Consider the following 18,471-nt stretch of genomic DNA (forward strand, 5'->3'; position numbering starts at 1 on the left):
TTTCTTCTTCGTGGTTATTGCTAGGGCTATTGCCAGTCACGCTCGTAGGCGCCTAAGGTGGTAATTTGACCTTCGGAGACTTTTGCTAGAGCTTGCTCCCAATGGGCCTGCGTCTGGAATTTATCTGGCTGTTTAAGATAAGTATCAATCGCTTGACGCCAAACTTTAGTCACTTGCTCCACATAGGCTGGGCTGCGTTGACGCCCCTCAATCTTGAGTGACACTATGCCCGCCTTGGCAAGCTCAGGCAGCAAGCTAAGGGTATTTAAACTGGTGGGGGATTCGAGCAGATATTGCGGTTTATCATCGTCTTGGGTGAGATAACGGCCCTTACAGACCACAGGGTAACCCATTTGTTCATCGAGCCCAGACTTATCAATTAAGACTTCGTTGAGGCGAGTCAATCTGTCTTTCCCCTGTTCTTGCCAGCGCACGTGTTTTGCCGGAGAGCAAGAGCCGCCAGTGTTTGGCGATTGGCCGGTAACATAGGAGGATAAGTGGCAGCGGCCTTCGGCCATGATGCACAGGCTGCCAAAGGCAAAGACCTCTAAATCGACTGGGCTGACTTTCGCGAGGTCGCGCACTTGTTTCATCGACAGCACTCTGGGTAATACCACCCGCGCGATATTAAACGCCTCTTTATAAAAGCTCAGTGCGCCCAAGTTGGTGGCGCTCGCCTGTACCGATAAATGCAGCGGAATATGCGGATATTGCCTATGGGCATAGTCGAGCAGTGACAGATCGGCGACAATTAAGGCATCGACGCCAATGCTGGCCGCCAAGTCGATGGCTTGATACCAGCGGTGTTCCTCATTCGGCTTTGGAAAGGTATTCAAAGTGAGGAAGATTTTCTTGCCCCGCTGATGGGTGAGCGTGGCGGCTTCCTGTAATTTTGCGGGGGTGAAGTTTAAGCCCGCGAACGAACGTGCATTGGTATCATCCTTTAACCCAAGGTAGACAGCATCGGCTCCGGCCTGCAGCGCCGACTTTAGCGAGGCCAGGTTTCCTGCTGGACACAACAACTCCATAATGGTGCTCCCGATAAAATAACAGGGGCAGAGTGTAGGGAAGATTGATTGGCGGTGAATTGATTTAAAACAGGTTTAAGATCATAAAATCTCGGTAAACTGGGAGATATAGTGTTTTTTATCCTTAGGTAACTGATTATGTCCGCTGTTTTTTCAGCAAACCTTGCAAAACAACTGCTTGAACTCACCCCAAAGCTTATCCGCTTACCACTCTCCAAAGTGCCCTTTAGCCTCAAGGCCAAGGTGCTAAGCCAACTCCTAACGCAGCTGCTAGCGCCACAGGCCGAAGACGGCGAGTTAGATTTCTTGGCGGGCAAGTGGGTTGCGATTCGAGTCGAAGATTTAAAGCTGTATTTTGAAGTGAGTTTCGATGGCCGCTGGCAGGTGCGTGAGCTGACCGATGCCCAGGTTAGCTTTAGTGCCAATTCCGCCGAGCTTTTATTGGTCGCTGCGGCAAAAGAAGACCCTGATACGCTGTTTTTCCAACGCAAGCTGAGTATCGAAGGTGATACTGAGTTAGGGCTTGAGGTGAAAAACCTGCTGCTGAGTATCGAATTTGCCAGCCTGCCGACACCCATCCGCTTAAGCGTTGAAAAGCTGGCCGACGCCATTGTGCGTTTGCAGCTTGAGGCAAAACCGACGGTGATTTTGGCTAAATCCCCAAGCTTAAGCTGATGCGAACGTGGTTGTAATCAAGTGATAAACAAAGCCCCGCTGATATTGCGAGGCTTTTTGTTTAGCTCGGACGGCTAGCGCTCACTCAAATTTTTTGCGTGAGTATGGCAAATTTGACCAACAACTCGTCGTGGGACTCGACGCGGTTAGGGTCGGGGTCAATACAATCAATCGGACAGACGGAGACGCAGGTCGGCTTATCATAGTGGCCTACGCATTCAGTGCAGCGGTCTGGGTCGATTTCATAGATTTCTTCCCCCATGGTGATGGCCTGATTCGGGCATTCAGGTTCACACATGTCGCAATTGATGCAGCTGTCGTCGATCAGTAATGCCATGCCTTAGCCTGCTTCGTGTGGGTTGCGGGTATCCTGACCTTGGGGCAGGTTACGCAGTAAAATGCCGTGGTTCAGATCAACTTCTTTCGGCACGGGCAAGTAAACGGTATGGCCCGAACCTAATCCCGCTTCAATCGATTCGGCTTTGCGGTTCTCGAGTTGTTCGATGGTGAGGCTGATATTGCCCTGTGGCGTCATTAATTCAACACTATCGCCGACAGAGAATTTGTTCTTCACTTCGATTTCGGCAAGGCCTGCCAGATTGCGTTTACCGGTTAATTCACCCACAAATTGTTGGGTATCGCTGACCGAGTAGCCATAGTCGTAGTTTTGATATTCATCATGTACGTGGCGACGTAAGAAACCTTCGGTGTAGCCGCGGTGCGCTAAGCCTTCGAGCTGGTTCATCAAGCTGCGATCGAAGCTCTTGCCTGAGGCGGCATCGTCGATGGCCTGACGGTATAGCTGTGCGGTACGGGCCACATAGTAGAACGACTTAGTACGGCCTTCGATCTTCAGCGAGTCGATGCCCATTTTGGCCAAACGCTCAACGTGTTGAATTGCGCGCAGGTCCTTAGAGTTCATGATATAAGTGCCATGCTCATCTTCAAACGCTGGCATATATTCGCCGGGGCGATTGGCTTCTTGCAGTAGGAAGATTTGGTCGGTCGCAGGACCTGCGCCTAAGGTTGGCGTCTCGATTTGCACTGCATTGGGAGTGGCAATGATATCGCCCGAGTCAGTTTGCTGCGCTTCGTGCACATCGTATTTCCAGCGGCAGGCGTTAGTGCAAGTACCTTGGTTTGGATCGCGCTTATTAATGTAACCCGACAGCAAACAGCGACCCGAGTAGGCCATACACAGGGCGCCGTGGACAAACACTTCTAACTCTATATCGGGGCAGCGTTGGCGGATTTCTTCGATTTCATCCAAGGATAATTCACGGGATAAAATCACCCGTTTAATGCCTTGGGTCTGCCAGAATTTGACCGACGCCCAGTTAATGGCGTTGGCTTGCACCGATAAATGCACCACTTGCTCAGGGAAGGCCTCACGCACCATCATGATTAGGCCTGGATCTGACATGATCAGCGCATCGGGCTTCATCGCCACCACGGGCTCCATATCTTTGATATAGGTTTTGAGCTTAGCGTTGTGGGGAGCAATGTTACTCACCACATAAAGCTTTTTACCCAGCGCATGGGCTTCTTCGATACCTGTGGCTAGGTTTTCCATTTTAAAGTCATTATTACGAACCCTTAGGCTGTATCTCGGCTGGCCGGCATACACGGCATCTGCACCATAGGCAAAAGCGTAACGCATGTTTTTCAGCGTCCCAGCGGGAGATAACAACTCAGGTTTGAACATAATGACTCTCGAATTGGTTGGTAGATGGAGGCGCAGTGCGCGGGGGCGGCATTTTACACAATCAAAGTAGGGTTATGCAAATCACCTCGCCTAAGATTAGGTATAGTTCGCATTTTACGAATATACCTAGAAGCCTTATGATGGCGTTGGCTTTTGCATTGAAGTTGATGAGGGATTAATGGTATCTAACTTTGCTCATTTTTAGGTTTTTCAATCGACTATAACTTAAACGCTAACGGCAAAGCTAAGGGGGATTTGGATGAAATTGATAACAGAGTCATACAAATAATTAACCTCTGTCGCTTTTTTCTACCCATCAAATGATAGCCAACTGGTATACTCCAATGACGATAGATTTATGTTTGCAGATTGATGGGAGATAAGATGTCTACTGAACATCTACTGTTAGTCGGATTACTTAAAAAATTAAAAGATGATGCGTTAGTATTGCCGACCTTGCCTGAAGTGGCCATGCGAGTGCAGGAAGTGGTGAGCCGCTCCGATGCGAGCCTAAAGCAAGTTGCCGATGTGATTGGCCAAGATGCCGCTATCTCGGCACGTATCATCAAAGTCGCTAATAGTGCGTTATATAGCCGAGGGATCCCCGCCGAAAGCATTAATAATGCGGTATCCCGTATTGGCTTGATTCAAATTAAAAGTATTGCTACCTCTGTTGCCATGGAGCAGCTGTTTATTTCCACCAATGAAATGGTGTGGGAAGTGATGGATGAAGTATGGCGCACTTCTATCGATGTGACTGCTGCCGCTTGCGCTATGTTACAGATTTACAATAAGCGTCACCCAGGCTTACTCAATTTAGATACGCTCACGCTTGCGGGTCTTGTGCATAATATTGGAGCCTTGCCAGTATTGACTGAGGCGGAAGCCCATCCTGAGTTGTTTACCAGTATTGAACAATTGCGCTCTTTAGTTCGTAAAATGCAAGGTCCGCTTGGACGTGCGGTATTAAAGAGTTGGGATTTTGCCCCTGAGGTGATGGAAGTGGTTGAGCGCTGGGCTGATTTACCTTATCTGCCTGACCATGTGACCTACTTAGATTTCATTCGTGCCGCGGCATTTTATACCGGAGAATTACGTGCAGGCGCCGAACTTGAACAAAGGTTAGAGGTCTTTGCAAGTCGGGGATTACCCGTTTCGGCAAATGATTTAGCTAGTGATGAATTTATGGATAAATTCCATTCAATTAAAGAAAGTTACCAGTAGTCGTTGGGCCAAAAGGGAAGCCAATCCTTGCTGAGTGATAAGTGGGATAGCGAGTAAGCTTACGCGGTAAATAGAGGCCTGAATATGGTTGTTTTAGGGGGTATAGGTATAGTACTTATTATCGTTTTGATAGCGGTGCTGTACCTTTTACAGACGAGATATAAAACCTTGCGTCAACAAAGGCAATTTTTGGCGCAATTATGCCCTCAGCTCGAACAGCAAAAAAGTGATCGTCGCCCCCTTAATATTCCCATTGTGCCGCAGGAGTTTGCGCCGCTGTACCATTCCTTAAATGAGATGCTTGCTGCACTACCAGCGGGCATGGGTAAGGATAAACTCACAGGTTTAAATAATCGTGTTGGGCTTAAACGCGCGCTTGCTTCATTAATGCCGATTACCCAAGGAACCTTGGTACTGATTGATATCTATCGTTTTCGGTATGTAAATGATCTATTTGGCTTTGTGTTTGGGGATATTCTGCTTAAACAATTTGCGGATAGATTAACCAGCTTGAGCTTAAAGCCTAAATTGATTGCGCGTCTAAACGGCGATGAGTTTTTTCTCTACTACGAGCAAAGTTTGTCGCAGGAGCAATTGCTGCACTTACGTGGTCGTTTGCAGGTGCCATTTAAAATTAATAATACGCCAGTCAGTGTGCGTTTGCAGATTGGTTGTGTGCAGTTAGCTAAGCATCATACTGATGTGAGCAATATGCTTAGAAGACTCGACTTGGCATTGAAAAAAGCAAGAACAACCCGAATTGCGATTGCCTGTTACAGTGATAATGACGATATCCGCCAATTGCGAGAGCTTAAAATTATCGACAGTCTTCCCAGTAGCTTGCAGCGCAATCATCTATATATGGTGTATCAACCTAAGTTGGACGTGCAAACCGGAGTCTGTACCCAAGTCGAGGCGCTGATCCGTTGGGAGCATGAAGAATTAGGCTTGATCTCACCGGGTGAATTTATACCGCTTGCTGAATGTGCGGGAATGATAGATTTAGTTAGCCATTGGGCGTTAGAGCAGGTGTTACAGCAGCAAGTTAAATGGCGTGCTGCCGGAATGCATGTTTGTGTTGCATTAAACTTGTCAACTCGGGATCTGGATAGTGACACCTTACCGCAGGATATTGCCGCCCGTCTCGAGCATTATAAATTACCACCAGAATGCTTAATGATTGAAATCACTGAAAGCACCCTGATGGCAGATTTAAATAAGGCCGTCGATACCTTAGCGCAAATTCGTCAGCTAGGAATAAAACTGGCTATTGATGATTTTGGCACAGGTCATTCATCCCTTGCTTATCTTAAGCACTTACCCGCCAATGAAGTGAAGATTGATAAAGCGTTTTTAGCCGATCTTGAGCCGAATCAACCCTCTGAATACATCCTTGAGGCTAGTATCAATATCGCCAAAAAGTTAGGGTACGAGGTGACAGTCGAAGGTGTTGAAACTCAAGATATTCTAAGCCTTTTAATCAAAATGGGTGTTGACCGTATTCAAGGGCTATGTTTCGCCAAACCGATGAGAGCCGTAGAGCTTGAAATGCATTGGAACAGATTCGGTCCGAAGCAAGCAGTGCTTCGCGCTAATGGTTCACATTCCTAGACTTAGCTTCACATCCCTAGGCTTAATTGGGCGATTAACTCTGCTGGCATGGGCGCAAGTTGTCGTGCCTGATTCATACAGACCATTTCAATGGTGGCGGTGACCGCCGGTTTTTTACCATTCGGGCGCCAAATTTCCTGATGCCAGACGGTGCGGTACTTACTCTCAAAGTAGAACTTAGTGCGAATATCGATGATATCGGCAAACTCTACGCCTTCGTGGCACAACATATCGCTGCGATACACCGCAAACCCCAATTGCTGCTGTTGCCAGAGGTCGCGTAAGCGCTCGGCGCCAATCACGTGCTCACGGGCGCGCTCGAAGTACTTTAAAAAATTTGGGTGATACACCACGCCAGAAAAATCCGTATCTTCGTAGTAAATTTGCACAGGAAAAGAATAAGTCGGGCTAAATTGCGGCATAGCGTTTTCGATATCAAGTATGTTGGTTGAGCGCAGTCTAGCGGTTTATCGGTTTGAACAAAACCCAATATATTGGCGAAATCCTGCGGTTTGATTGAAATGCCATTGATTAGCAAAGTAAAAAGCCATATCCGCCGAAACGGATATGGCTTTTTTGTAGGGTAACCGATGGGTTAGCGAATGATCATTTGATCGCGCTCAGGTCCCACTGACACCATGCTCACGCGTACGCCCATCAGGGCTTCGATGCGTTCAACATAGTGTTGTGCAGCCTTTGGCAGGCTTTCAAAGGTGCGACAGCCAGTAATGTCTTCGCTCCAGCTTTCCATTTGCTCGTACACTGGGCTTAATGCAGCCGTTTGTGGCCAAATTGGGTTCTCAGTGTGCTCACCGTCGTAGGCTACACAAATCTTGAGATCTTTCATGCCTGTCAAACAGTCAATCTTGGTCAGGGCGATTTCAGTTGCGGCTTGCAGCTCAACACCATTGCGAGTAGCAACAGCATCGAAGTAACCCATATCACGTGGACGACCCGTGGTTGCACCAAATTCGTTAGCGTTTTTACGGAAATCATCCTGCTCTTCCATCGCAGTGACTAAGGTGCCAGTACCAACGGATGAGCTGAAGGCTTTAGCTACGGCAATCACGCGCTCTGGGCGCAGAGCCGGTAAACCACTACCTAGACCTGCGAAAGCCGCTGTAACGTTAGAAGAGGTCGTGTAAGGATACTCACCGTAAATCAAGTCACGACCCGCGCCTAATTGCGCTTCAAATAACAAGTTAGCATCTTGTTTTTGTAAGGCTTTTAATGGCTCGGTGACGTTGCAAATAAATGGACGCCATGGCGCGGTCACCTCTAATAACCACTGAGTCATTTCTTCTGCTGTTTGGTTGAAGTCACAGCTTGGGTACAGTGCTTTTAACTGTGGCAGCTTCCAGTCGAGCATAAATTGAATGCGTTCTTTCAGCACTTCCGGTTGCTTTAGCCAGCCAACCAGAATGCCTTTTTTCATCACGCGATCGCCATAGGCAGGGGCGATACCTTGACGAGTTGAACCGTAGGCCAGATCGCCTAAACGTTGTTCTTCTAAGGTATCTTCCAGCGCGTGGATTGGTAAGCAAAGGGTTGCGCGGTCAGAAATACATAACTTAACTTCAATGCCAGCCGCTTCGACTTCGGCGATTTCAACACTGAGTTTTTCAGGGCTGATTACCATGCCAGGGCCAAGTACTGCAACGCAGTTTGGATTGAAAATACCGCTAGGTAATTGGTGTAATTTAAAGGTGCCAAAGTCGTTCACGACCGTATGGCCTGCGTTGTTACCGCCTTGGAAGCGGACACTCGCTGCAGCATCTGCGGCTAAATAATCTACGATGCGGCCTTTGCCTTCATCACCCCAATTTGCACCCACAACTACGATAGACGGCATAACATCATCTCCACAGGAATTAAGCGGTTATGCTAGACCTGCTTAATGAATAAGAGAAATTAATTATAGTTATCGTCGTGATAAGAAAATCATATATCATTAGATGAACAGAATTGATGGATAGAGATGAATGTGATGCTCGAACTTCATTGGTTAAAGACTTTCGTGACCTTGGCTGAATGTAAGCACTTTGGTAAAGCGGCGGCTGCGCTGCATATGACTCAGCCCAATGTCAGCTTGCATATCAAGCAATTGGAGCAAAATACCCGAGTTAAGCTGATTGAGCGCAATCCGTTTAGGTTAACTCAGGCGGGGTTTCGTTTGCTTGAGAGTAGCCAGAAGACCTTGATGGAACTGCAAGTGTGTCAGGCGGATCTGAATGCTATCAACGATCTAAGCCAAGGCACGCTAACTATTGCGGCCAGCGATATTATTTCGCGTTTGCTGCTCATTCAGCCATTTCAGTTATTTAAAGCGGAATTTCCTGGGATTGATTTTTCCCTGCTTAATACGACGTCGTTTCAAGCCTCGGAACTGGTCACTAATGCCGAGGCGGATTTAGGCTTTGTGATTGCGCAAAAGGAGAGTCAGCCGCTGCATTTTACCGAGTTGCAGCAAATCAAGTGGTGTGCGCTTGGGGATAATTTAGAGCTGTGGCAACAGAGTAAAGGAAGTGACGATATGCCACTGGCGGAGCGTCCGACGTTAATTCTGCTCGGGCATGATACTCGCACCCGCGAACTGCTGGATCCCGCATTGCCCTCATTAAATCTGCCAAGGTATAGGATTATGGAAGTCGGCAGTGTGGACGCACAAATCGACTGGGCCGAGGCGGGTTTTGGGGTGGCGATTGTGCCTGAGTTTTCGATTTACACTAAGAAGCATTTAAAGAGTAAAGTCACGCCTCTGCCGCAATTCCCGAGCACCAGTTTGGGTTATATTGTGCGGCAGAATCAGATTTTATCGAAAGCGATAAAGCAGTTATTGCATTGGGTGAACCAAGAAATTATCCGTACCCAGGGTATGTAATACCAATCGTATTAAATATCTGAACTGATTAGATATTTAATGTGATTGGTATAATGTGCGAACTAAGTTTTGATTGTTAATGTGGGGATTATTTTGCACTGAGCAGTAGCTGATATTGGCCGTTGGCTTTAAGCGCAGACAAACCTTGATCAAGTGCTTTAGCCAATAAGATTGCTTTAGGATTTTCTTTAGAGAAAGCTAAGTAAATATTACTGGTATGGTTATCAAATGCGGGGATGACTTCATCATTCACGCCCATTTTTTGTAGATTTTCTTGGGCGACTAAGTCGAACATGACGGCGGCATCAATTCTGCCGATTAACAACAGGTTAATTAACTGTTGCTGAGTGGCGACGGTAACAATATTTAATTGGCGTTGTTTAACCAATTCAGGAAACTCGTCACCATATTCATAGCTTTTTATCACACCTACAATACTACCCTTGGGTATTTTCCATTTGTTTTCAGCAAGTAAAGAGCGTTGCTTTCGTTGATAGAAAGATGCTTTAGCGACAAATAACGGCATTTCCCCAAAGACGAAACGTTGCTCTGTACTCGCTTCTCGGGTGACATTAAATACTCCATCTACAGCACCTTTTTCGGCCATCATCAATGCGCGACTATAGGGTACGACTAAACTGTTGACCTCGATTTGAGATTGCTTAAAGGCTGCTTCGATGAGTCGATGTGAAATCCCTTGCCCAAGCTGGTTTGCAAATGGGGGCCAACTGTCTTCTGCGGCTAAGGTGATAATCTTTGGCTGGTTAGGTTTTGGAAAATTGAGGCTTTCATTGGCGATAGCAGAATGGCTGATACTGAGTAAGCAGAATAATGAAGTGCTAAGTAATAATGCCAGCGGTGTATTGAATTGCTGCTGGATTTTACCGATTGCTCCACTATAAGCACACATTTTATTTCCATATTAGCCTATTCCTAATGGGGGATTTATAACATAAGTCTTTATAATGAGGCTAATTATTTTATGTTTAGAGTGCTGTAGTGTGTGATATAGCACTAAGTAAACTTGATACTCGCCAAGTAAACCTCAATACGCCTTAGATACAGCAACGTCCACCAGTGGGAAAATCGTTTTTAGGACAGTAATAGTTTTATTTGTCTATTCTGCTTAACCTTTTGGTCGTATTTAGTGCAAGATGAGCTCAGCCAAATTTTGGTAGATTATTAGCTATAGCAATCTTTAAGGACAGCCAATGGAATATCCTCTCGTGAGCACTCAATGGCTCGAAGAGCACCTCACCTCGCCAGATCTCGTGTTACTCGATGCCTGCATGACCGTGGTGTTGGGCAAAGAGCCGATCCTCTATTCCGAACCAGTTTGCATTCCGCGCTCAAGACGCTTTGATGTCGAAACGGATTTTTGCGATACAACCTCTTCTCAAATCCACGCCTTACCAAAGTTTGAACAGTTTGTAGAAGGCATTGCCAAACTCGGAATAGAGCCGCAAAGCGTGGTTGTTATCTATGATAATCAAGGGATTTATTCTTCTCCGCGCGCCTGGTGGATATTCAAGGTGATGGGATTTCGCCGTGTGTATGTGCTCGATGGGGGCTTACCTCAATGGATGGCTGAAGACAGGGTCACCTCATCCCGCTATCAGGATGAAGGGATAGATTATGGTGCAAGCGATAGTGAAGAACTGACAGCCGTTTTGGAATATCAGCCTGCCAAGGTGATGAATGCCGAGGCCGTGTTTGGCAAGCTTGATGATAGCGACAGCGCGATTATCGATGCCCGCGGCGCTGCCCGCTTTTTAGGCCAAGTGAGTGAGCCGCGCCCTGGTGTGCGTAGTGGGCATATTCCCCATTCGGTTAATTTGCCTTTTACAGAGGTGCTCGATGGCTTCAAAATCAAAAGCTCGGCCGAATTACAAGCCCTATTTCAAGGGCTTGCTGGTGATAAAACGTTAAGGATTTTCAGCTGTGGTTCGGGGATTACTGCTTGTATCTTAATCTTAGCTTCGATCGCTTCTGGCCATGCCGATGCTGCACTCTACGATGGCTCATGGGCGGACTGGGGCAGTCGAATCGATTTACCCATAGCGCAATAAGCGCTGATAGCTGGAGTGCTGAGCAAGATAACTATGACGTGCTGCAAAAATAACCCTGAAACGTCAACACGCCCTAGCAGCACTCCATTGGCAGTGATATATCCTTTGACTTATCAAGGAGTTTGCCATGATAACCCGGTTGTTCGATAAGCTGATTTTCGGCTTTATCTTAGTGATGGCGCTGCAACTTCCCCAATTAGCCGACCATTATCAGCAATTTTTGGCAGGGCTTTATACCAATCACATTAAATATCTAATCAGTTCAGAGTCTCACAGGCATCTCAATCCAAGGCGCATTGACGAAGAAATGGTTATTCCCTTTTAAGTCAATGTAACACGGGAGTGAGATGCCTGTGAGGCTCCCGAAGGGCGGTGTTGAACGGGCTTTATACTGCGTTTAAGGCTTTCGACAGAGCGCCACTATGCCTTCAAGCCTTCGCCTTGTCAAAAGCCCGTTTAACTCCCGCTGAATGAACAGATATTTAATACGATTGGTATTATACTTCGACTCAATGGCAAGTTGAGGGCTATGAGGCCACGGCGAAGGAATATCACTACGGCGATGTGGAAACCATGATTGCCCGCCATTTACAAAACGAGGAGCCTAGCGTCAGGGCGGATGCCGAGCAAAAGCGCCAGACGCTAGCCTTGTATCAAGCACTGCAGCAAGGAATGCAGACCTTTGCGCAGGGGAATCTCTTCGAGAAAACCGCCTATATGTTCAACCCTGCTCGTTTTGAATATTTACAGCAAACCATAGTTAACTTTAAGCCTGGCATTCCGTTAACCACCAGCGGGATTGGCTTTGGCGTGTTGGTGGCCTTAGTAGTCCATTATCTTGGCTCGCTGCCCTTTATTCTGTGGGCAAGGCGGCGTAACGCAAGTAGTACCCTTTAGTGTCGTTGGATATTGTGCTCGCTTATCCAACGACAGGACAAACCTTAGAATAAATCCTTAAACCTGTGGTACAGCATACCCGCCGCCAGCATTGGTGAGCGGAATGTGGGGCCGCCGGGGAAGGTCATATGCTTGATTTTGGCGAACACATCAAAATATCCCGCCTGCTGACAAATAGCTTCGGCAAGCAGTTTGGCAGCCATATGGGTGGCATTTACGCCATGTCCTGCGTAGGCTTGGGCGTAAAAAATATTGCTCGCATCGGGGAGACGACCGATTTGGGGCATACGGTTGGCGCCAATGCCTATCATGCCGCCCCATTCGTAATCGATGCGTACGCCTTTTAACTGTGGGAATACCTTCTCAAGATTCGGTCTGAGCGCTGCCTCAATATCCTTTGGATCTTTGCCTGAATAAGTACAAAGTCCGCCGAAGAGTAAGCGTCTATCCGCCGATAAGTGGAAGTAATCTAAGGCGATTCTCATATCTGCAAAGGCCATGTTTTGCGGGATAATGCTTTGGCATTGCGCTTCTGTCAGTGGCTCGGTTGCAAGCAGATAACTCCCTGCAGGAAGCACCTTACCGCCGATGTAGCTATTCAACTTATGGCCAATGTAGGCGTTACCTGCGAGTACAAGATATTGGCAAGTCACTTCGCCCTTCGCCGTTAATACTCGTGGTTTATCGCCAGGAATAATCTTCTCTGCGGCGCTGTATTCAAATAATTGAGCGCCCAAGTCACGGGCTACACGGGCCTCGCCCAAGGCTAAGTTAAGTGGATGTAAATGGCCACTGCCCATATCCACTAGGGCGCCCTGATAAAATTCAGAGCCGATAACTTCACTGAGTCGGGATTGGGTAAGCAGTTTTATTTCATGCTGATATCCAAGACGCTTAAGACTGTCGAATTCTTCTTGAAGTTCAAGCATATGTCGAGGCTTTACCGCAAGATCGCAATAGCCCATCTGTAAGTCGCAATCGATATGATGGGTCTGTATCCGATTTCTAACTATCTCCACGGCTTCAAAGCCCATTTGCTGGATTGCGCTGACGCCTTCTTGTCCTATTTCGTTGATAAATTGCGCGGGGTCATGGCCTATACCGCGGATCAGCTCTCCGCCATTGCGCCCTGAAGCGCCCCAGCCAATGCGTTTTGCCTCAAGCAACACCACACTTAAGCCTCGCTGTCTTAGTTCAATCGCCGTGTTGATACCGCTAAAGCCGCCGCCCACAATACAGACATCGGCACTTATCTTACCTTCCAGTTGAGGGTGAGCAAAAATTTCTTTAGCAGTATCAAGATAATAAGACTGGGGATATTGTTCACTATGAACAGGGGATTTCGTGGCCATTAGGGCTCCAAAAAATTGTTTTTATTGTAAATTGGGCTTGTCTCAGTATACTCATCACACTTTTATGATACTGCTAAAAAGTGTTCGTTTTATTTAACACATTTTTTAGATAGAATACAACGGAAGCGTGTAAACTCACGCTTTGGGGCTAAAATGTGTTTAGGATGGTGTTTATCCTGAACAACCTGTTCTTCATCTATCGGGATGACCGATCCTTTGGGGAGATGTGAAATTTGGATATTGGAGCCAGTCTCAGAACTGTTCGAAAAATGAAAGGCTTATCCCAGCGTGAGCTGGCTAAGCGTGCTGGTGTGACTAACAGTACGATTTCAATGATCGAAAAAAACAGTGTTAGCCCATCCGTCAGTTCTTTGAAAAAAGTATTGTCGGGTATCCCTATGTCTTTAGTGGATTTTTTCTCAATTGAAGCCTCGATTGAGAGCGAGCAAAAAGTAGTTTACCGCTCCGATGAACTCCTCGATATAGGTACTGGGCCTTTAGAATTTAAGTTAATTGGCCGCGACTTTCCCAATCGTGCCATGTCGGTGATGAGTGAAACCTATCCGCCGGGTTCGGACACGGGCGAGGAAATGCTGAAACACGAAGGTGAAGAGGCGGCCATGGTGATCGAAGGCAAATTCGAACTGACCGTTGGTGATGAGGTATATATCTTAGAAGCGGGTGATAGTTACTACTTTAACAGTGAGTTACCCCATAGATTTCGTAACCCTTTCGATGAACCCTGTCGACTGGTCAGTGCAACAACTCCTGCAAACTTCTAATCAGTACAGCGCTGCCCTAGATTAGGGGGCGCTATCTCTGAATTTTCTCAACATTAATCTCATTCAAAGCCGGCTTTGAATTGCAATATATTGCCCAAAGTGTAAATAATTTTATTCAAATTGAGTTGGGTTATCTGACTTAAGTCTTGTCTTATTTTTGTTCAATCGATAGGGTTTACCGTGGGCTTATCCCGTTAAAACTGCTCTATCCCTCCTAATATCCTGTATTAACTCTCAAAATTACTTCTTAAGCCTAAAGGCTCATTAACAAGTGTTTAACCTCTTGCTTGAGGTTAAAATTCGGTGTACTGTGTGAAAAAATGAACATTAAAACTTAACATGTTCATTATGCAGTCATTCAAGGTGAAGGTGAGTTATGTCTGTCGAGTTGCCCCTTATTGGTGTTATTGCGTGTAATCAACAATTGGGAGCGCATCCCTTTAATATCGTTGGCGAAAAATACCTCTTAGGTGTCGTGAATGGTGCTAAGGGCTGGCCCTTAGTGATCCCCTCATTAGGTGCTGAACAACCTATAGCGGCGATTCTGGCCCGTCTTGATGGCATTCTTTTTACTGGCTCGCCTTCGAATGTTGAACCCCATCTGTATGCGGGTAAACCGAGTGAAGCCGGTACTCATCATGATCCCAAACGCGATGCGACCACCTTACCGCTTATCCGTGCGGCCATTGCGGCGGGTGTGCCTGTGCTTGGGATTTGTCGTGGCTTTCAAGAGATGAACGTGGCTTTTGGTGGCAGTTTGCACCAGAAGTTACACGAAGTGGGTGGTTTTATTGAACACAGAGAAGATAAAGAGGCCTCATTAGAGGTGCAATATGGGCCATCCCACAGTATCACTGTGGAGCCTGGGGGGGTCATTTACGAGGCCTGGGGCCGTAACTCGGCAGAGGTAAACTCTGTACATACTCAGGGCGTGGAGCGCCTTGGGATTGGGTTGCGGCCAGAAGCTTATGCTCCAGACGGTCTAGTGGAGGCCTTCTCCGTTATAGACGCAAATGAATTCGCTCTCGGTGTGCAATGGCATCCTGAATGGAAGGTTAGTGAAAATCCATTTTTCCTTTCTATATTCAATGCTTTTGGTGATGCGTGCCGTCGTAGGGCTACAACTCGAGTGAAATAAAATGAATAAGCTAATCGCTTTTTTAAAAGAACGAAAAATCACAGAAGTCGAATGTGTTATCAGCGATATGACAGGTATCGCCCGCGGAAAAATTGCCCCAGTGGATAAGTTCCTCGACGAAAAAGGCATGCGCTTGCCCGAAAGCGTATTGCTTCAAACTGTGACCGGTGACTTTGTCGACGATGATATTTATTACAGCTTACTCGACGATGCGGATATCGATTTTGTCTGTGTCCCCGATGAAAATGCCGTGTTTATGCTGCCTTGGACCATTGAAGCGACGGCGCAAGTGATCCACGATTGCTACGACAGAATGGGTAATCCGATTGAATTATCGCCGCGTAACGTGTTGAAGAAAGTGCTTTCGCTATACGAGCAAAAAGGCTGGGAGCCTGTGATTGCGCCTGAGATGGAGTTTTATCTGACCAGCCGTAGCGATGACCACGATTTACCCCTTAAGCCACCTATTGGTCGTTCAGGCAGGCCAGAAGCGGGGCGTCAGTCTTTCTCGATTGATGCAGCCAACGAATACGATCCGCTTTTTGAAGACATGTATGACTGGTGCGAGCTGCAAGGTTTAGATATCGATACGCTGATCCACGAAGACGGCCCAGCGCAAATGGAGATTAACTTTAGCCACGGTAACCCGTTATCACTTGCAGATCAGGTATTTGTATTTAAACGAACCCTGCGTGAGGCGGCATTAAAGCATGATGTGTGTGCTACCTTTATGGCAAAACCTGTAACTGATGAGCCAGGCAGTGCTATGCACATTCATCAAAGCGTCATTAATAAAGAGACGGGTAAAAATATCTTTACTAATGAAGATGGTACCCAAAGCTCGTTATTCTTAAGTTACATTGCAGGCTTACAAAAGTTTATTCCTGAACTCCTGCCCTTGATGGCGCCAAACGCCAACTCGTTCCGTCGTTTCTTACCTGGCACTTCTGCGCCAGTTAACTTGGAATGGGGGGTTGAGAACAGAACCTGCGGTCTGCGTATTCCTGAGTCTTCACCGCAAAATCGCCGCATCGAAAACCGTATTCCGGGAGCGGATGCTAACTGCTATTTAGCTATCGCAGCGAGCTTACTCTGTGGCTACATCGGCATGGTTGAAGGGTTAAAGCCTTCGACGCCAGTGCAGGGTAAATCGAACGAAAGCCGTAGCAACAATCCACATTGCTTGCCATTAACCTTAGAAGAAGCATTGGCTGCGATGGAAGAGAGTGATGCCTGTAAGGAATATTTAGGTGAATCCTTCACCACCGGCTTTGTGGCGGTTAAGCAGGCCGAGCTTGAAAATTTCCGCCGTGTTGTGAGTTCGTGGGAGCGGGAGTTCCTGTTACTCAGTGTGTAATTTGCACTGTTTTTGTTCAAATCTGTCAGGCGATTAACGGATTTTAAGTCCAGATAGCGTGAATATTTGAACAATCACTAAAAATTCTCTGCACCATCTTGGTTAGTTTGCTTAACTTTGGTGCAGAGTTATTTTAGGTTTTAATCTTGGTGTGGACTTTATTACAAAGTCATTGCTCCTTAACATTCCATTCAAGGAATCAAAGACTGTGATGATTTTGTTGGTAATGAGCGAATGCATCAAATTGCTTAAAATAAGCATTTTATAACACACTGTAAGTTAAGGTTAAAAAGAGTTTTACTGAGATGGTTTCAGCGGTTTTTCTAGGGGCTTGAGGCATTTGTCTTAATGTTGCAAGATGTAGGGCGTACAAATATCTAGTCTATTTTTATGCTTGTTAATGCAAGTGTAGAAATCGGCAAATTTGGCATGAAATCTGATACTCCCATCAATTGCAGCCACCTAGAGATGAAGGCATTATGGTGCTGTAGAGACTGCCGATGCGGTTTTTAAGGTGTAGCATTGGTCGAGAATAACAACAATAACCGAGCAGATGGTCGGTGACACAATTTCAGAATTGTTAAAGGCAATTCTGCTACCCGAGAAAGGAGAAAGCATGAAGCTATTTAATAAGATGACGACTTTGGCTTTAGTAACCGCGGGCGCCCTCGCAAGCGTTGCAGCCCAAGCTGAAGAAGTAGTGCGCGTATATAACTGGTCTGATTATATCGCGGAAGATACCTTAGAAAACTTCAAGAAAGAAACGGGCATTCGGGTGATTTACGATGTGTTTGATAGTAACGAAGTGCTGGAAGCCAAGTTACTGTCTGGCCGCAGCGGTTACGACATCGTGGTTCCATCTAACCATTTCCTTGCTAAACAAATTAAGGCTGGCGCATTTAAGCCGCTTGATCGCTCTAAACTCACTAACTTTAAAAACCTCAACGCTGATCTAATGAAACAGTTAGAGAAGGCTGATCCGGGTAACCAATATGCCGTGCCTTATCTATGGGGGACCAATGGTATCGGTTATAACATCGATAAAGTGAAAGCCGCAGTAGGTGAAGATGCACCGTTTGATTCTATGGAGCTGATCTTTAACCCAAAATATGCTGAAAAAATCTCTAAGTGTGGCTTTGCTATGCTGGATTCGGCAGATGATATGGTGCCACAGGCGATGATCTACTTAGGTCTTAACCCTAACAGCACGAAAGCCGAAGACTATGAAAAAGCCGGTGAATTACTCGAAAAAATCCGTCCTTACGTGACTTATTTCCACTCATCACGCTATATCTCTGATCTTGCGAACGGCGATATCTGTGTGGCATATGGTTTCTCTGGTGACGTATTCCAAGCTGCGGCCCGTGCCGATGAAGCGGGTAACGGTAACAAGATTGGTTACTCCATCCCGAAAGAGGGCGCGAACCTGTGGTTCGATATGTTAGCTATCCCTGCGGATGCGGCTAACGTGGAAAATGCTCACAAACTTATCAACTACTTACTTCGCCCTGAAGTGATTGCGCCTATCTCTAACTATGTGGCTTATGCTAACCCTAACGACCCAGCACAGCCTTTAGTTGATGAAGCGATTCGCAATGACCCTGCGATTTATCCACCAAAAGAAGTGCTAGATAAATTGTATATTGGCGAAATCCGTCCATTGAAAATCCAACGCGTATTAACCCGCGTCTGGACCAAAGTGAAGTCTGGCCAATAATCGAGGTGGGGCAAGCTTTGCTTGCCCCATTTGAT

At 46.6% G+C, this 18,471-nt stretch carries 17 protein-coding genes and 1 pseudogene; 11 read left to right on the forward strand and 7 right to left on the reverse strand.

Annotation, left to right across the window (positions count from 1 at the left end; translation table 11 throughout):
- Nucleotides 1-26: 26 nt before the first annotated feature.
- Complete coding sequence (gene ubiU, locus EYR25_RS04420; RefSeq protein ID WP_133178659.1) at nt 27-1,028, reverse strand: ubiquinone anaerobic biosynthesis protein UbiU; 1,002 nt, start codon at nt 1,026-1,028, stop codon at nt 27-29.
- A gap of 138 nt (nt 1,029-1,166) precedes the next feature.
- On the opposite strand from ubiU, the gene ubiT reads away from it, so the two are divergent.
- The gene (ubiT, locus tag EYR25_RS04425; RefSeq protein WP_133178660.1) at nt 1,167-1,703 is read left to right on the forward strand and encodes a ubiquinone anaerobic biosynthesis accessory factor UbiT; all 537 of its coding nucleotides are present in this window, start codon (nt 1,167-1,169) and stop codon (nt 1,701-1,703) included.
- Nucleotides 1,704-1,788: 85 nt separating this feature from the next.
- Here ubiT and EYR25_RS04430 read toward each other — a convergent pair whose 3' ends face one another.
- Together EYR25_RS04430 and trhP are read right to left on the reverse strand one after the other, a co-directional pair.
- Entirely contained in the window at nt 1,789-2,040 is a 252-nt protein-coding gene (locus tag EYR25_RS04430; protein ID WP_011621854.1) for a YfhL family 4Fe-4S dicluster ferredoxin, read from the reverse strand.
- A gap of 3 nt (nt 2,041-2,043) precedes the next feature.
- On the reverse strand, nt 2,044-3,408 hold the full coding sequence (trhP, locus tag EYR25_RS04435; RefSeq protein ID WP_133178661.1) for a prephenate-dependent tRNA uridine(34) hydroxylase TrhP: 1,365 nt from the start codon (nt 3,406-3,408) through the stop codon (nt 2,044-2,046).
- A gap of 384 nt (nt 3,409-3,792) precedes the next feature.
- Between trhP and EYR25_RS04440 the strand changes: the two genes are divergently transcribed.
- Both EYR25_RS04440 and EYR25_RS04445 read left to right on the forward strand, forming a co-directional pair.
- A complete protein-coding gene (locus EYR25_RS04440) occupies nt 3,793-4,632 on the forward strand; it encodes an HDOD domain-containing protein (protein ID WP_039977917.1) in 840 nt (279 codons plus the stop codon).
- A gap of 84 nt (nt 4,633-4,716) precedes the next feature.
- Nucleotides 4,717-6,243, forward strand: coding sequence for a putative bifunctional diguanylate cyclase/phosphodiesterase (locus tag EYR25_RS04445; protein WP_133178662.1), 1,527 nt, complete (start codon nt 4,717-4,719; stop codon nt 6,241-6,243).
- Nucleotides 6,244-6,251: 8 nt separating this feature from the next.
- Here EYR25_RS04445 and EYR25_RS04450 read toward each other — a convergent pair whose 3' ends face one another.
- Both EYR25_RS04450 and EYR25_RS04455 read right to left on the reverse strand, forming a co-directional pair.
- Nucleotides 6,252-6,665, reverse strand: coding sequence for a thioesterase family protein (locus tag EYR25_RS04450; RefSeq protein ID WP_023266723.1), 414 nt, complete (start codon nt 6,663-6,665; stop codon nt 6,252-6,254).
- Nucleotides 6,666-6,838: 173 nt separating this feature from the next.
- The gene (locus EYR25_RS04455) at nt 6,839-8,095 is read right to left on the reverse strand and encodes an adenylosuccinate synthase (protein ID WP_023266724.1); all 1,257 of its coding nucleotides are present in this window, start codon (nt 8,093-8,095) and stop codon (nt 6,839-6,841) included.
- Nucleotides 8,096-8,230: 135 nt separating this feature from the next.
- On the opposite strand from EYR25_RS04455, the gene EYR25_RS04460 reads away from it, so the two are divergent.
- On the forward strand, nt 8,231-9,124 hold the full coding sequence (locus EYR25_RS04460; protein ID WP_133182739.1) for a LysR family transcriptional regulator: 894 nt from the start codon (nt 8,231-8,233) through the stop codon (nt 9,122-9,124).
- 88 nt (nt 9,125-9,212) lie between these two features.
- Here EYR25_RS04460 and EYR25_RS04465 read toward each other — a convergent pair whose 3' ends face one another.
- Nucleotides 9,213-10,034 carry a substrate-binding periplasmic protein gene (locus tag EYR25_RS04465; protein ID WP_133178663.1) on the reverse strand — a complete coding sequence of 274 codons (822 nt, stop codon included), beginning with the start codon at nt 10,032-10,034 and terminating at the stop codon, nt 9,213-9,215.
- Between the two features lie 301 nt (nt 10,035-10,335).
- On the opposite strand from EYR25_RS04465, the gene EYR25_RS04470 reads away from it, so the two are divergent.
- The 3 genes and pseudogenes from EYR25_RS04470 to EYR25_RS04480 form a co-directional block, all read left to right on the forward strand.
- On the forward strand, nt 10,336-11,193 hold the full coding sequence (locus EYR25_RS04470) for a sulfurtransferase (protein ID WP_133178664.1): 858 nt from the start codon (nt 10,336-10,338) through the stop codon (nt 11,191-11,193).
- Nucleotides 11,194-11,320: 127 nt separating this feature from the next.
- Complete coding sequence (locus EYR25_RS21535; protein WP_425057197.1) at nt 11,321-11,518, forward strand: DUF2937 family protein; 198 nt, start codon at nt 11,321-11,323, stop codon at nt 11,516-11,518.
- Between the two features lie 173 nt (nt 11,519-11,691).
- A pseudogene (locus tag EYR25_RS04480) lies at nt 11,692-12,090 on the forward strand (DUF2937 family protein); the annotation flags it as partial.
- Nucleotides 12,091-12,134: 44 nt separating this feature from the next.
- Here the strand turns inward: EYR25_RS04480 and EYR25_RS04485 are convergent.
- The gene (locus EYR25_RS04485) at nt 12,135-13,442 is read right to left on the reverse strand and encodes an NAD(P)/FAD-dependent oxidoreductase (protein WP_133178665.1); all 1,308 of its coding nucleotides are present in this window, start codon (nt 13,440-13,442) and stop codon (nt 12,135-12,137) included.
- Between the two features lie 233 nt (nt 13,443-13,675).
- Here EYR25_RS04485 and EYR25_RS04490 point away from each other — a divergent pair, with 233 nt between their 5' ends.
- From EYR25_RS04490 to EYR25_RS04505, 4 genes are all read left to right on the forward strand, one after another.
- Nucleotides 13,676-14,224, forward strand: coding sequence for a cupin domain-containing protein (locus tag EYR25_RS04490; protein WP_039977919.1), 549 nt, complete (start codon nt 13,676-13,678; stop codon nt 14,222-14,224).
- A 376-nt stretch (nt 14,225-14,600) separates the two neighbouring features.
- Nucleotides 14,601-15,362, forward strand: a complete 762-nt coding sequence (locus EYR25_RS04495; protein ID WP_023266731.1) for a gamma-glutamyl-gamma-aminobutyrate hydrolase family protein — start codon at nt 14,601-14,603, stop codon at nt 15,360-15,362.
- A gap of 1 nt (nt 15,363) precedes the next feature.
- Nucleotides 15,364-16,719 (forward strand): glutamine synthetase family protein, encoded by a 1,356-nt coding sequence (locus tag EYR25_RS04500; RefSeq protein WP_133178666.1) that lies wholly within the window; start codon nt 15,364-15,366, stop codon nt 16,717-16,719.
- 616 nt (nt 16,720-17,335) lie between these two features.
- Nucleotides 17,336-18,436 (forward strand): polyamine ABC transporter substrate-binding protein, encoded by a 1,101-nt coding sequence (locus EYR25_RS04505; protein WP_039977920.1) that lies wholly within the window; start codon nt 17,336-17,338, stop codon nt 18,434-18,436.
- Nucleotides 18,437-18,471 lie beyond the last annotated feature (35 nt).

The sequence above is a fragment of the Shewanella decolorationis genome (genome assembly GCF_004354305.1).
Classification (GTDB): domain Bacteria; phylum Pseudomonadota; class Gammaproteobacteria; order Enterobacterales; family Shewanellaceae; genus Shewanella; species Shewanella decolorationis.

What these genes read in the sequence shown, in the direction of transcription:
- EYR25_RS04500 (WP_133178666.1), top strand. Translation starts at nt 15,364, where the DNA reads ATGAATAAGCTAATCGCTTTTTTAAAAGAACGAAAAATCACAGAAGTC.
- EYR25_RS04495 (WP_023266731.1), top strand. Translation starts at nt 14,601, where the DNA reads ATGTCTGTCGAGTTGCCCCTTATTGGTGTTATTGCGTGTAATCAACAA.
- EYR25_RS04450 (WP_023266723.1), bottom strand. Translation starts at nt 6,665, where the DNA reads ATGCCGCAATTTAGCCCGACTTATTCTTTTCCTGTGCAAATTTACTAC.
- EYR25_RS04445 (WP_133178662.1), top strand. Translation starts at nt 4,717, where the DNA reads ATGGTTGTTTTAGGGGGTATAGGTATAGTACTTATTATCGTTTTGATA.
- EYR25_RS04505 (WP_039977920.1), top strand. Translation starts at nt 17,336, where the DNA reads ATGAAGCTATTTAATAAGATGACGACTTTGGCTTTAGTAACCGCGGGC.
- EYR25_RS21535 (WP_425057197.1), top strand. Translation starts at nt 11,321, where the DNA reads ATGATAACCCGGTTGTTCGATAAGCTGATTTTCGGCTTTATCTTAGTG.
- ubiU (WP_133178659.1), bottom strand. Translation starts at nt 1,028, where the DNA reads ATGGAGTTGTTGTGTCCAGCAGGAAACCTGGCCTCGCTAAAGTCGGCG.
- ubiT (WP_133178660.1), top strand. Translation starts at nt 1,167, where the DNA reads ATGTCCGCTGTTTTTTCAGCAAACCTTGCAAAACAACTGCTTGAACTC.
- EYR25_RS04430 (WP_011621854.1), bottom strand. Translation starts at nt 2,040, where the DNA reads ATGGCATTACTGATCGACGACAGCTGCATCAATTGCGACATGTGTGAA.
- EYR25_RS04440 (WP_039977917.1), top strand. Translation starts at nt 3,793, where the DNA reads ATGTCTACTGAACATCTACTGTTAGTCGGATTACTTAAAAAATTAAAA.
- EYR25_RS04455 (WP_023266724.1), bottom strand. Translation starts at nt 8,095, where the DNA reads ATGCCGTCTATCGTAGTTGTGGGTGCAAATTGGGGTGATGAAGGCAAA.
- trhP (WP_133178661.1), bottom strand. Translation starts at nt 3,408, where the DNA reads ATGTTCAAACCTGAGTTGTTATCTCCCGCTGGGACGCTGAAAAACATG.
- EYR25_RS04465 (WP_133178663.1), bottom strand. Translation starts at nt 10,034, where the DNA reads ATGTGTGCTTATAGTGGAGCAATCGGTAAAATCCAGCAGCAATTCAAT.
- EYR25_RS04460 (WP_133182739.1), top strand. Translation starts at nt 8,231, where the DNA reads ATGCTCGAACTTCATTGGTTAAAGACTTTCGTGACCTTGGCTGAATGT.
- EYR25_RS04470 (WP_133178664.1), top strand. Translation starts at nt 10,336, where the DNA reads ATGGAATATCCTCTCGTGAGCACTCAATGGCTCGAAGAGCACCTCACC.
- EYR25_RS04485 (WP_133178665.1), bottom strand. Translation starts at nt 13,442, where the DNA reads ATGGCCACGAAATCCCCTGTTCATAGTGAACAATATCCCCAGTCTTAT.